The sequence below is a fragment of the Apilactobacillus intestinapis genome (genome assembly GCF_049166695.1).
Taxonomy (GTDB): Bacteria; Bacillota; Bacilli; order Lactobacillales; family Lactobacillaceae; genus Apilactobacillus; species Apilactobacillus kunkeei_C.
Map to the genome: position 1 here is coordinate 30,297 of NZ_JBMHFD010000007.1, position 12,996 is coordinate 43,292.

Below are 12,996 nucleotides of genomic sequence, written 5' to 3' on the forward strand. Positions count from 1 at the left end.
GATTACATAAAATTGTCGTTAGTATGTGGGTCTTGAATTCGTTTGAACATCTTTTCCATATCTGTATTAGAAAAAGATACTAAAACGGGTCTGCCATGAGGGCAATTAAACGGATTGTTAACAGTCGCTAATTCATCAAGTAAATGAACCGCCTGTTTTCTATCCAAGTGATGGTTAGCCTTAATTGCTTGCTTACAACTCATCATAATCGCTGTCTGTGCTCTAAATGAAGCTACCGAGATATTCTTATGATTAATGACCCAATCAATCATTTCTCGAATGGTTTCTTCCTCGTTACCTTCTTCAATCCATGTTGGATGTTGCTTTACTACGAAGCTGTTCTTCCCAAATGGTTCAACATTTAGGCCAACTTCTTGTAACATCCCCAACTTTTCTTGAATGATTAACGCATCACGATTAGGATAATCCAAGACTAGTGGCACTAACAAACTTTGTTGGTCGTTAGATACCTCTCCAATCTCAGTTCTCAATCGTTCATAGTTAATTCTTTCTTGAGCAGCATGTTGGTCGACAATGTACATACCATCGTCTGATTCAGCAATTAGATAAGTTCCGTGAAGTTGACCAATATACAAAAGTTTAGGAAAACGTGGTTGATTATCGTTGTTTGATACCTCATCATCAGTCACTTCATCTTCCCCAAATGGAGTTACGGGGTGTTCGTAGCGATGAGCAAAACTTTTTACATCTTCATCATTTAATTGTGCCTTATTACTGATGTAAATAGCATCAATATCAGAAGTCTTGATGTCTTCCTTAGGTGTTGCTTCTTTTTCTTCTGCTTGAGGTTGTAAAACGGGCTCAACATAATCGTTAACTAAAGGTTCACTCTTTGGTTCTTCCCTTGTCTGAGAATATTGATTGATTTGCATTTGCAACTGTTCATTAGTGTATCTTGGTTGAACAGCACGGTCTCTAGTCATCACTTCTGGAATTAGATTTTCTTGATAAATCGTATCATAGATTGTTTTTGCGACCAAATTACATAACTGATCTTCCTTGCTAATTCTAACGGTTTGTTTGGTTGGATGAACATTGACATCCGTTAAAACCGGATCCAATTCGATATTTAATACAGCAATTGGATAACGACCAACCATTAGCTTAGAACCATAACCATCGGTGATTGCTTTGAATAAAGCATAGTTTTTAACGTATCGACCATTCAAAGTGATGGTGACATAGTTTCTAGAAGCTCTTGTTAATTCAGGCAAACTTACAAAACCACTAATCTTAAAGTCATTATCAGCATTTTTAATCTTAATAATATGCTTTAAGTTCTTGGCACCATAAATATCACCAATCACCTGTTGCAGTTGGCCTCTACCTGATGTTCTTAAGATTTCTCTTTGGTTATGAACCAAAGAAAATGCGATATTAGGATGGCCAATTGCTAAACGATCAACAATATCAGAAATCTTGGCTAATTCAGTCTTGATGGTCTTCATGTATTTCAATCTAGCAGGTGTATTAAAGAATAAGTCCTCAACGCAGATGCTTGTTCCTCTTCTAGCTTCTGCTGGTTTGATTTCTTTAATTTCGCCACCCTTGATATGAATCTGAGTTCCTTCATCCCCAGTCGATGTTTTCAAATGAACATCTGACACTGAAGCGATTGAAGGCAAGGCTTCACCACGGAAACCTAAGGATTGCACCTTGAATAGATCTCTTTGGTTAGTAATCTTACTTGTTGCATGACGTTTAAAGGCGATTTCGACATCATCGTGATTAATCCCAATTCCATCATCGATAATTTTGACTTTCTTTAATCCTGCATCTTCAATATTGATATCAATTTGCGTACTTTGCGCATCAATTGAATTTTCAACTAATTCTTTTACAACCGAAGCAGGTCGTTCAACAACTTCACCGGCTGCAATTTGATCAGCAAGAATTGTTGATAACTCATGTATTTTATGCAAGATTAATCACCTCATTTATTTATCAATTTCGCGTTTCCATTTATATACTTCATTCATAATATCCATTGGTGTCTTAGACATCAAGTCTAAGTCCTTAAGAGCTTTTAGAATCTTATCTTCGCCACTCTTACGTTTTTTCTTTTGGGGTTCTTTGACATCCCTAAACAATGAAAGTTGTTGTTCTGGTTCATCAATTTCATCTTCAACGACTGGACTTGATTTTTCTGCCATGACAACATTGTCGGTATTAGTCTTTTCATTGTTGTTTTCCAAGTCACTTAAGATGACGTCTGCTCTGGATAATAATTCATTTGGTAAACCAGCTAATTTTGCAACGTGAATACCATATGACTTATCGGCAGCACCCTTCTTCACCTTGTGTAGAAAGACTAGTTCACCGTTTTTTTCAACCGCACCAACATGAACGTTTTGTAGTTCATCCAATGAGTCGGCTAGTTCAGTCAATTCATGGTAGTGAGTAGAAAATAGTGTCTTAGCATGGATGTGATTGTGAACATATTCAATGATTGATTGAGCTAACGCCATTCCATCGTATGTGGCTGTCCCTCTACCAATTTCATCGAATAAGATCAAACTGTTATCGGTAGCATTTTGAATCGCTTCGTTTGATTCCTTCATTTCCACCATGAAAGTACTTTGTCCAGAAATCAAATCATCAGCAGCACCAATTCTGGTAAATATTTGGTCAAAAATTGGCATTTCGGCAGACTTAGCAGGAACAAAACAACCAATTTGTGCCATGATGACTGTTAATGCCAATTGACGCATGTAGGTACTCTTACCAGACATATTAGGACCTGTAATTAACAAGACGTTTGTTCCTGGATCCATAATCACATCGTTTGGTACGTATGATTGATGACCCATAACCTTTTCAACCACCGGATGTCTACCATCAATGATTTCTAGCTTGTGTTCTTCATTTAAAGTTGGACGAACCAATCTGTATTCATCTGAAATAGATGCAAAGCTTTGCATTACATCCAAACTGGATACCGCATTGGCTAGTTTTTGTAGTCTTTGAATTGCACTCTTAACAACATCGCGGACTTCACTGAATAATTCATATTCTAAGGTCTTGGATTTTTCTTGTGCTTCAATGATTAACTTTTCTTTTTCCTTTAATTCAGGAGTAGAAAATCTTTCAGCATTGGTAAGAGTTTGCTTTCTTTCATATCTATCTTCTGGCAACTTGCTTAGGTTGGCCTTTGATACTTCGATGTAGTAACCGAAAACGTGATTGTAACCAATCTTTAGGTTATTGATACCGGTAAGCTCACGTTCTTTGCTTTCTAGTTCAGCAATCCATTGTTTTCCGTTGTTCATTGCATCCCTGTATTGATCCAACATTTCGTTGTAGCCATCTTTAATAACTCCACCATCAGTGACTGAGATTGGTGGTTCTTCAGTAATTGCCTTTTCAATCAGTTCTGACACTTCATCAACTGGGTCTAAATCATTGTTAATTTCATCAAATGATTTTGTATCCATTTCATCCAAGATATATTTAATCTTTGGAATTTGTTGTAATGATGTCTTTAATTGAACTAAGTCACGACCGTTAACTGAACCAAAGGAAACCTTACCGGCAAGTCTTTCCAAATCGTAGACCTTCACTAACATGTCAGTGATTTCACTACGTTCATAGTAATGGTTTAATAAATCATCGACTTGGTTTTGACGATTTTCGATGGATGATTTATCAATTAGTGGATGGTCAATCCATTCACGTAATTTTCTACCACCCATCGCTGTCTTGGTTTCATCCAATAACCATAGTAAACTACCTGACTTCTTGTTGGTTCTAAGGTTCTTGGTTAATTCAAGGTTGTATTGTGAATTATGATCCATCTTCAAAAATTCAGCTGGCTTGTATGCAACGGCTGCCTTCATGTGAGAAAGGCTACGTTTTTGAGTGTCCACAATGTAAGTAGTTAGACGATTTACGACCTTCTTTTCTAGGTCTTGTCTTAAGCCTTCTGAAAGATATCTCATATCATCTAATTCTTTAATGTCATCTTGATATGAAACTAAGATTCCAACTTTATTAATTAGTGCGACATCTTTTTCAGGAATTTCACGGTTAACGATTACTTCCTTAGTTTGTAGAGTCATCAACTCGTTTAAAACACTGTTCATATTACTTAAAACAGTGGTCTTTAATTCACCGGTAGATAGTTCAGCGTATGCAAAACCATAACCAGCATCTGAATATTCAATTGCTGTTAAGTAGTTATTATCCTTAGCATTTTCGGCACCCATTGTAGTTCTGGTACCTGGAGTAACTAATTGGGTAACGGCTCTTTTAACCATTCCCTTTGCCAATTTAGGGTCTTCCATTTGTTCTACAATTGCGACTTTGTACCCCTTATCGATTAAGGTATCGATGTATGATTCAACCGCTTTGTGTGGCACTCCACACATTGGAATTGGATTGTCGGCATTCTTACTTCTAGAAGTTAATGTTAGTTCAAGAATTTGGGCACCCTTTACCGCGTCTTCATTGAACATTTCATAAAAGTCACCAAGACGATAAAAAACAAAAGCATCTGGGTATTGATCTTTTACTTTCTGATATTGTTCCATCATTGGTGTTTGTTTAGTTTTACTAGCCATTAAAACAATATCCTCCTTTGCTACTAACCCTTATATGGGTGATTTGGATCAATTAATATTTTTTCAATAGATCTGGCAGTGCCATCATCTCTTAAATCGATAACACATCCGGAGACGATTCCACGTCCCTTTTCTTCAACTTCAAATCTAGTTGGACGTTGGGTAATGAAACGATGAATGATATTTTCATACTTCATTCCTAAGACACTATCAAATGGTCCACACATTCCAACGTCAGAAATGAACGCTGTGCCGTTTTTTAGAATTTGGTCATCATTGGTCTGCACATGTGTATGAGTTCCCACAATCGCAGAAATTTGACCATCTAGATACATCCCCATTGCTTTCTTCTCACTGGTTGTTTCAGCGTGAAAATCAACAAAAATTGCATCCGCTTCTTTTTTAATTTCACTGATAAGTTCGTCAATCTTTTGGAAAGGATCATCGATTGGATCAATAAAGATTCTTCCTTGTAAATTAACAACCGCTAATTTCTTATTATTAACGTTAATAATTGTATATCCACTACCCGGTACATCCTTACCAGGATAATTAAGAGGACGTACTAATTTTTTGGTATCATCGATAAAATCGAAGATTTCTTCGTTATTCCATGCATGGTTTCCTAATGTAATTACGTCAGTCCCTGCACTCATAATTTGTTTATATACTTTTTTATTAATTCCGCGACCAAATGATGTTGAATTTTCACCATTTACAATCGTTACCTGTGGCTTGTAGTCTCTTTTTAGAATTGGTAGATACTTGCTTACCATCTCTACCCCCAAGTTACCTACTACGTCACCTAAAAATAGTATTCTCATTTTCGTCCTCAATTCATTATTATATATATACTATTTTACATCGTTTTACATAAAATAAAAAAGGGCAAAAGCCCTTTTTTTATTTTGCATATTCGATTGATCTTACTTCTCTAATAATTGTAACCTTGATATGACCAGGATATTCCATATCCTCTTCAATCTTATTTTTAATATCTCTAGCTAAAACAACTGCTTGAGTATCAGAAACTTTTTCTGGTTTTACAATCACTCTAATTTCACGTCCGGCTTGAATTGCGTAGCTCTTGTTTACTTCTTCGAAGCTATCACTAATTGTTTCCAAACTTTCTAGACGATGAACAAAGCTTTCAAGAGATTTACTCTTTGCACCTGGTCTAGCAATCGCAATCTTGTTTGCGATATTAACTAATTCAGAAATGATGTACTTAGGTTCACTGTCTTCATTATCGGCTGCAATTGAGTCAATAACAACTGGACTTTCTTTGAACTTCTTGGCTAAGTCAACACCAAGGTCAATGTGAGAACCTTCTGTTTCATTATCTGCAGAGCGACCAATTTCGTGCAACAATCCTGCGCGTTTTGCTAATACGACGTCTTCGCCTAATTCTGCGGCTAAGACACCTGACAACTTCGCAACTTCAATAGAATGGCTCAAAACATTACGACCATGGTAAATCTTGAACTTCAATTTACCAATCATCATAATCATTTCAGGACTCAATGAATGAATTCCTAAATCAAATACTGTTTCTTCACCAATTTCTTGAATCTTTTCATCAAGTTCTCGACGACTCTTATCTACCATTTCTTCGATTCGAGCTGGGTGGATACGACCATCCTTAATTAGGCTTTCAAGTGCCATCTTGGCAACTTCTCTTCTAATTGGATCAAATCCACTTAGCACAACTGCTTCTGGAGTATCATCAATAACCAAATCAATTCCTGTTAGGGTTTCAAAGGTTCTGATGTTTCTACCTTCGCGTCCGATGATACGACCTTTCATATCATCGTTAGGTAGGTTAACAACTGAAACTGTGGTTTCAGATACGATATCAGCAGCACTTTGTTGAATCGCTTCAATAACTAGATTCTTGGCATTCTCAGAAGATTCCTTACGAGCTAAGTTATAACTATCTTTAACCATTTTGGCACGTTCGTCAGCTAATTCTTTCTTTGTTTCGTTAATAATTAGCTCTTGTGCTTCTTCTTGAGAAAGTGAAGAGATACGTTCTAACTCATCTTGACGTTGTTTAACTAGCATATCAGCTTGCTGTTGCTTTTGTTCAAGTTTCTTTTGGTTTGAATTAAGCTTTTCTTCACGCTTATTCAATGAATCTTCACGCTTATCAAAAGCGTCATCTTTACGATCTAAAGAATCTTCACGTTGAATTAGACGATTTTCTTGTCGTTGAACTTCAATTCGTCTTTGCTTAATTTCTTTTTCGATGTTTGAACGATAATGGTTACTCTTTTCTCTAGCTTCAAGAATTGCTTCCTTAGCTGAGGTTTGAGCTTGTCGTTTAGCATCTTCCAAAATATCTTGTGCACTCATGTGGGCCTTTGTTAATTTCTTATCAACAATTTTCTTGTTAGAAAACATTCCCACAGAGATACCAACTACAAAAGCAGCGATGATTGCGAGGATCATAGGTAAAAAATAAGTCATAGGCTTATTGCACCTCCACATCATCTAATTTAATTAAGTTTTTGATAATTGCGCATTGAATGATTTATTAGTCATTTTGCGAACTAAATAAATAGTTCAATGTACATTACTATATTTTAAATTTTAGTTGTGAAAGTGTCAACACATGTTATTTTCTTTTGCAAAATAAAAAAGCCTTTCGGCTTCTTTATCGTTATTCTTCACCAGTGTCCAAACTTGTTTGTTCGGCTTCACCTGATTCAGAATCATCTTCGCCCATGCCATATGCAGCACGAACTTTTTTGTTAATTTCTTCCATTTTGTCCGGATTATCTTGTAAGAATTGTTTTGCGTTTTCACGACCTTGACCAATTCTTTCTTCACCGTATGAGTACCATGAACCAGACTTACCAATGATATCTTGTTCAACGGCCATATCAACTAATTCACCAGTTTGTGAAATACCTTGACCGTACATGATATCAACTTCGGCACGCTTGAATGGAGGAGCTACCTTATTCTTGGCAACTTTGATCTTAGTTCTGTTACCAATAATGTCAGTACCATCTTTAATTTGTTCAGCTCTTCTGATTTCTAGTCTGATAGTTGAATAGAACTTAAGAGCACGTCCCCCAGGTGTAGTTTCTGGGTTACCAAACATAACACCAACTTTTTCTCTAATTTGGTTAATAAATAGAGCTATAGTCTTAGTCTTGTTAATTGATCCAGATAACTTACGTAGTGCTTGTGACATTAAACGAGCTTGCAAACCAACGTGAGCATCACCCATTTCACCTTCAATTTCAGCTCTAGGTACTAAAGCCGCAACTGAATCGACAACTACGATATCAATGGCACCACTTGATACAAGGGCGTCACAAATTTGTAAACCTTGTTCACCAGTATCAGGTTGTGATAGAAGTAAATCATCAATGTTTACCCCTAGGTTGGTAGCATATACTGGATCCAAAGCATTTTCAGCATCGATGTATGCCGCTGTTCCACCTTGTTTTTGTACTTCTGCGACAGCTTGTAGCGCGATGGTAGTCTTACCTGAACTTTCAGGTCCATAAATTTCAACAATTCTTCCTCGTGGGAATCCTCCAACACCTAATGCATTATCAAGTGCTAAGGAACCTGTTGGTACAGTGGAAATTCTAGTATCTCCACGGTCTCCCATTCTCATGATTGAACCCTTACCGAATTCTTTTTCAATTCGTTTTAAGGCACCATCTAGAGCCGCTTTTCGTTCATCAGCCATTAATTTGACCTCCCTTTGATAACTATTCGATATTTATACTATACTAATCTCTCATTAAAAAAGCAAGTAAAAACAGAACAAAAGTTCGCATTATTTAGAATACTCATTTTCAATCATTTTCAATGCAGCTTGTACTGACTGTTCACGCACTTCTTGACGTGATCCACTAAAATGAAATTCTTTTGCAAATTGATTTTCCTTGTAATCTAATCCGATAAATACAGTTCCCGCTGGTTGTCCTTCCAAACTATCAGGACCAGCAACACCGGTAAATGATACCCCTACGTCTACATTCATGATTTGCTTGGATTGCTTAGCCATCCAAATCGCCACTTGTCCAGAAACAACACCATATTCATCAATTACTTCCATTGGAATTGATAATAGCTTGGCCTTTGCTTCATTTGAATAAGTAACAAATCCACCATAGAAGATAGCAGAAACACCGGGGACTCCACCAATAGTGGATTGAAACATCCCTGCCGTTAAACTTTCTGCTCCGGTTATGGTGATTTTATCGTCAATAAGCTTGTTAACAATAGATGTATCAATTTGCATACATAATCCGACCTTTCTTATATATATACGATAATTAAATCGATTTACTTGAAAGAATCTGCAAAAATGAAACGACTCTTCCAGAAGTATTCAACACCTGAGTAAACAGTGAAGAATAAGCAGATGTAAAGTAATAATGTACCAAAACCAATGGTTGTAAATGGAATGAATAAGAAATCATTCAATAGTAATAAGATAATGGCAATCATTTGACTGAATGTCTTAATCTTACCAGGCCATGCAGCTGCAATTACTTGGCCATCGTTTTCAACAACGATTAATCTTAGACCAGTAACGGCTAGTTCACGACATACGATTACAGCTGCAACCCATGCTGGAACAAAGCCAAATGAAACTAGGATAATGAATGCTGACATAACAATCATTTTGTCTGCTAATGGATCAGCAAATTTACCGAAGTTAGTAACTAAATGTTGTCTTCTGGCAATTTGTCCATCTAAAAAGTCTGTAATACATGCAGCAGCAAAAACGATTGCTGCAACGATTCTGGTTACTTGGATACTTGTACCTAACCAGATAACTGTTCCCATGTTAATGTCACATGAAAGCAAAATAATGAATAATGGAATCATTATTATTCTAATTAATGTAAGTTTGTTTGGTAAATTCATAATTTCCTCCATAGAAATAAAAAAGGGCTTTAACAAAGCCCTCTTTTTTATTTACTAAATTCTAATGTAATTTGTGTAGTTAAAGGTGTGCTCTTGTCGTATTTCAATTCAGTACCATTAACCAAGATCTTAGCACCTTGGGTGTTACCTAGTGAAATGTTAACACTCTTAGTGTCAGCTGGAAGCTTAACATCCTTCTTATCACCACTGTTTTGTGAACCTTGGAATAGAGTCTTGTTATCAGCCATGATTGATGACCATGCTCTACCAGTAGCCTTTAAAGTAACAGTGTTTTCTTTTTGACCAGTTACATTATACTTAGTAGCGCTAACTTCCTTAATGGTAGTCTTAGTGTCAGTGGACTTCTTATCTTCTTTCTTCTTGTCATCAGCTTTGCTGCTTGATGAACTTGATTCTGAAGAACCAGTAACTGAAACAGAACTGCTACTAATGCTAGTTTGAGAAGAACTATTAGTATGTACAACGACTGCCCAAATACCGCAAACAACTACTAGAATTGCAACGATAATTCCGATGGTTGGAATAACCTTACGGAATGAGTCTTTTCTTTGTTCACGACTACGACTAGCTACACGGCTATTAACGTCATCCTTTGATACTTCATCAGCGTATTCTTCGCTTTGAGTATCAGGTAGACTATCGTCATGTTCATTCAATAGTTCAATACCGTTAACGCCAACAGTGTCAGCGAATTGCTTAATAAACGCGCGAACGTAAAAATCACCAGGAAGTTCAGCAAAGTTCCCCTGTTCGATTGCTTCAAGGTAATGTTTTTGGATTTTGGTAATCTTTTGAATATCGTCAATGGACATTCCCTTGGCGACACGTGCTTCGTGTAGTGATTTACCAATTTCTACTTGTTTTCCATTGTTATTTTGCATAGGTATTACTCCACTTATTTATTATTTTACATCTACAGTATATCATAATTAGCTATATTATCTAGACATCTAAACTAATTAATTTTTAGGAAAAATCTTGTTTTTCACTATCATGTCAGGTTTTAAAAATAATTTTCCATAACGAATTAAATCATCTAATTCTAATTGTTTAATCATTTCAATTTCATCATAGATATTTTCAAAATCATGATCTTCATCTGACATGTTATTTGCAATTGCTTCAATGGAATTCATCATTGAAACATGTTGACCAATTTCTTCTTTTTTAATTAATTCAAACTCATCAGATTTATCTGAAATATAGTCGGCAAAGTTAACCAATACATCTGAAATTCTATCAATGAACTCATCAATCTTTTCAGTTTCACCCGCTAATACCGCAAAGTTAAACTGATCTTCGCAATCAAAGTCAAAACCAAATGAGTCATCGATAATTCCATCGTTATACATCTTTTCATAAATCTCAGAACCTTCTGATAACAGAAGTTGTAGCAATAGTGAAATGGATAGTTCATATTTAATATCACCATTGTATTTAGAATTACCTTTAATTCCTAAAGCCACTTTAGGACGGTTTACATCCATATAATGGGTGGTTTCCCTCACAATTTCAGAAGATTGAATTGTCGTTCTTTTGACATCTTTAGGTTCGTTAAAACTCTTTTTACTTTGGTTATCGCTAACCCACTTAAAGATATCTTCAGGAACAACGTTTCCAACAACTGTAAGTTGCATGTTTTGAGGTTGATAGAAGTAATTATAAGAGTCATACAAGTCTTGCTTGGTAATCTTATAGATTGAATCCTCTGTGCCGGCAATATCAACATTCAATGGCGTATCTGGGAACATGTTTTGAACTGTCTTGAAGAATAAAACAGCTCCTGGTTCATCATCATACATACTAATTTCTTGGCCAATGATGCCCTTTTCTTTTTCTACCTTTGCGTCACTAAAGTATGGTTCTTGCACGAAATCCAATAACTCAGTTAGGTTTTCATGAACATTATCAGTGGTTGAAAATAGGTAACTTGTTTTATTAAAACTAGTAAATGCATTAGAGCCTGCACCATATTTAGAGAAAACATCCATAGCATCATAATCTTTTTTATCGAACATCTTATGTTCTAGAAAATGGGCAATTCCTGCTGGATAAGTCTTTCCATTAATGTTGGTATCGATAGATCCATATCGTACGGAAAGCGTAGCATAAGTCTTTTGGTAGCCCTTCTTGGGAACAACTACCACAGACAACCCATTATCCATCTTTTCAATATATACTTTTTCATTAAACTTACGATACTCTTTAATTTGCATCATCAATCCTCCCATCTAAGAAGAAAATTGAATTCAATTCGACCTTTTTAGCAACCTCAGCAATTTGGTCGATTGTCACATCATTAACCCGTTGTTTCCATTCATCAAATGATAGAGCTCGGTTCAACAATCCATTAACGAATTGTTGTTCCATGTTTTGACGAGGACTGTCCAAAACAGCTTTTTTGGCGTTAATCATTTCAGCCTTAATACTGTTTAAAACATCGATGTCGACATTTCCATTAGCGATATCGTTTAATTGTTCCCTAACAATTGCTAAGACCTTATCCTTATTGCTGTAATTGATACCAGTGCTTACCATTACAAACCCATTGATAGAATTGTATGAACTACTTGCACTGTATGCCAAACTGTTCTTTTCTCTCACATTTTTGAATAGTTTAGATTGTGGTGTCCCACCAAAAATAGCATTGAACAATACCGCTGCCATCGCTTCTTTATTATTGTAGAAAATCGGCAAACGGTAACCTAAATTCAAACAACTTTGTGATGATTGAATCTTCTTATCGACCATTTCAACATCATCATTCATCTTAAATGAAGTTAGTGGTGCTAATTCATATTCTACACTTCGATTTAACAATTTAAATTGATCAAACAAGTTATAAATTCTTTCTTCCTCAACATCCCCGATAACAGAAATCTTGATATTATCGTTATTTAAAACGTTTGAATAGTATTCATATTCATTTTGACTATCTATTATGTCATAGTCATTTGGTGTTCCAAATATAAAAGAACCACGGTTTAGGTAGTCCTTGTAAAATAATTTCTTCAATTGAATTGAAGCATAGTACTGTTTGTCATCTGCCACTGATTCAACATACTTTTTCATGTTGTTTCTTTGTAAGGTAAACGTGTCTTTATCAAATTGGCCATCAGTAGCCAATGGCTTGAATACTACACTATGAATAAAACTAACAGCCTGTTGTAATAAATCATCTTTTGCATCCACAAATTTTGGATTTGGGATACTCAAGTTAATTCTTAGAACTGACAAATTACCATATCTCAAAACGTTGGTTCCAAAACTGGCTCCATACATTGATGATAAGTATCTTGCTAATTTGGATTGCGTTGGATAATCTTGATTACTAATTTCCATCAATTCTGCAAGTACTGCTCGTTTAGCAAAATTTTCTGGAATAGCCTCGCTAACTAGATCAAAAGTAAATGAAATTGTTTTGAATTTATCTTCTAAAATAACATTTAAGTCTACTCCATTGGCTAATTTCTTATGCAACAAAACCCCACCTCTA

10 protein-coding genes are annotated in these 12,996 nt (G+C 35.8%); all 10 read right to left on the bottom strand.

Annotated elements, in window-relative coordinates:
• Positions 1–2: 2 nt before the first annotated feature.
• A complete protein-coding gene (gene mutL / locus ACOMA7_RS05395) occupies positions 3–1,943 on the bottom strand; it encodes a DNA mismatch repair endonuclease MutL (protein ID WP_421392457.1) in 1,941 nt (646 codons plus the stop codon).
• A gap of 15 nt (positions 1,944–1,958) precedes the next feature.
• Positions 1,959–4,580 (bottom strand): DNA mismatch repair protein MutS, encoded by a 2,622-nt coding sequence (mutS, locus tag ACOMA7_RS05400; protein WP_421392459.1) that lies wholly within the window; start codon positions 4,578–4,580, stop codon positions 1,959–1,961.
• Positions 4,581–4,603: 23 nt separating this feature from the next.
• Positions 4,604–5,404, bottom strand: coding sequence for a TIGR00282 family metallophosphoesterase (locus tag ACOMA7_RS05405; RefSeq protein ID WP_041152719.1), 801 nt, complete (start codon positions 5,402–5,404; stop codon positions 4,604–4,606).
• Positions 5,405–5,483: 79 nt separating this feature from the next.
• Positions 5,484–7,049 (bottom strand): ribonuclease Y, encoded by a 1,566-nt coding sequence (gene rny / locus ACOMA7_RS05410; protein ID WP_034532139.1) that lies wholly within the window; start codon positions 7,047–7,049, stop codon positions 5,484–5,486.
• A gap of 193 nt (positions 7,050–7,242) precedes the next feature.
• Positions 7,243–8,289: a recombinase RecA gene (recA, locus tag ACOMA7_RS05415; RefSeq protein WP_034532137.1), complete on the bottom strand. Its 1,047-nt coding sequence runs from the start codon at positions 8,287–8,289 to the stop codon at positions 7,243–7,245.
• Positions 8,290–8,379: 90 nt separating this feature from the next.
• Positions 8,380–8,847 (bottom strand): CinA family protein, encoded by a 468-nt coding sequence (locus ACOMA7_RS05420; protein WP_421392463.1) that lies wholly within the window; start codon positions 8,845–8,847, stop codon positions 8,380–8,382.
• A 44-nt stretch (positions 8,848–8,891) separates the two neighbouring features.
• Positions 8,892–9,479 carry a CDP-diacylglycerol--glycerol-3-phosphate 3-phosphatidyltransferase gene (pgsA, locus tag ACOMA7_RS05425; protein WP_034532136.1) on the bottom strand — a complete coding sequence of 196 codons (588 nt, stop codon included), beginning with the start codon at positions 9,477–9,479 and terminating at the stop codon, positions 8,892–8,894.
• A gap of 47 nt (positions 9,480–9,526) precedes the next feature.
• The gene (locus ACOMA7_RS05430; RefSeq protein WP_054608059.1) at positions 9,527–10,381 is read right to left on the bottom strand and encodes a helix-turn-helix domain-containing protein; all 855 of its coding nucleotides are present in this window, start codon (positions 10,379–10,381) and stop codon (positions 9,527–9,529) included.
• Positions 10,382–10,459: 78 nt separating this feature from the next.
• Entirely contained in the window at positions 10,460–11,716 is a 1,257-nt protein-coding gene (gene yfmH, locus ACOMA7_RS05435; RefSeq protein ID WP_421392466.1) for an EF-P 5-aminopentanol modification-associated protein YfmH, read from the bottom strand.
• On the bottom strand, positions 11,706–12,980 hold the full coding sequence (gene yfmF, locus ACOMA7_RS05440) for an EF-P 5-aminopentanol modification-associated protein YfmF (protein WP_301945566.1): 1,275 nt from the start codon (positions 12,978–12,980) through the stop codon (positions 11,706–11,708). The genes yfmH and yfmF overlap by 11 nt, the downstream gene beginning before the upstream one ends.
• Positions 12,981–12,996 lie beyond the last annotated feature (16 nt).

Coding starts and splice junctions, on each gene's coding strand:
- mutS (WP_421392459.1), bottom strand. CDS start 4,580: ATGGCTAGTAAAACTAAACAAACACCAATGATGGAACAATATCAGAAA.
- ACOMA7_RS05405 (WP_041152719.1), bottom strand. CDS start 5,404: ATGAGAATACTATTTTTAGGTGACGTAGTAGGTAACTTGGGGGTAGAG.
- rny (WP_034532139.1), bottom strand. CDS start 7,049: ATGACTTATTTTTTACCTATGATCCTCGCAATCATCGCTGCTTTTGTA.
- recA (WP_034532137.1), bottom strand. CDS start 8,289: ATGGCTGATGAACGAAAAGCGGCTCTAGATGGTGCCTTAAAACGAATT.
- ACOMA7_RS05420 (WP_421392463.1), bottom strand. CDS start 8,847: ATGCAAATTGATACATCTATTGTTAACAAGCTTATTGACGATAAAATC.
- pgsA (WP_034532136.1), bottom strand. CDS start 9,479: ATGAATTTACCAAACAAACTTACATTAATTAGAATAATAATGATTCCA.
- ACOMA7_RS05430 (WP_054608059.1), bottom strand. CDS start 10,381: ATGCAAAATAACAATGGAAAACAAGTAGAAATTGGTAAATCACTACAC.
- yfmH (WP_421392466.1), bottom strand. CDS start 11,716: ATGCAAATTAAAGAGTATCGTAAGTTTAATGAAAAAGTATATATTGAA.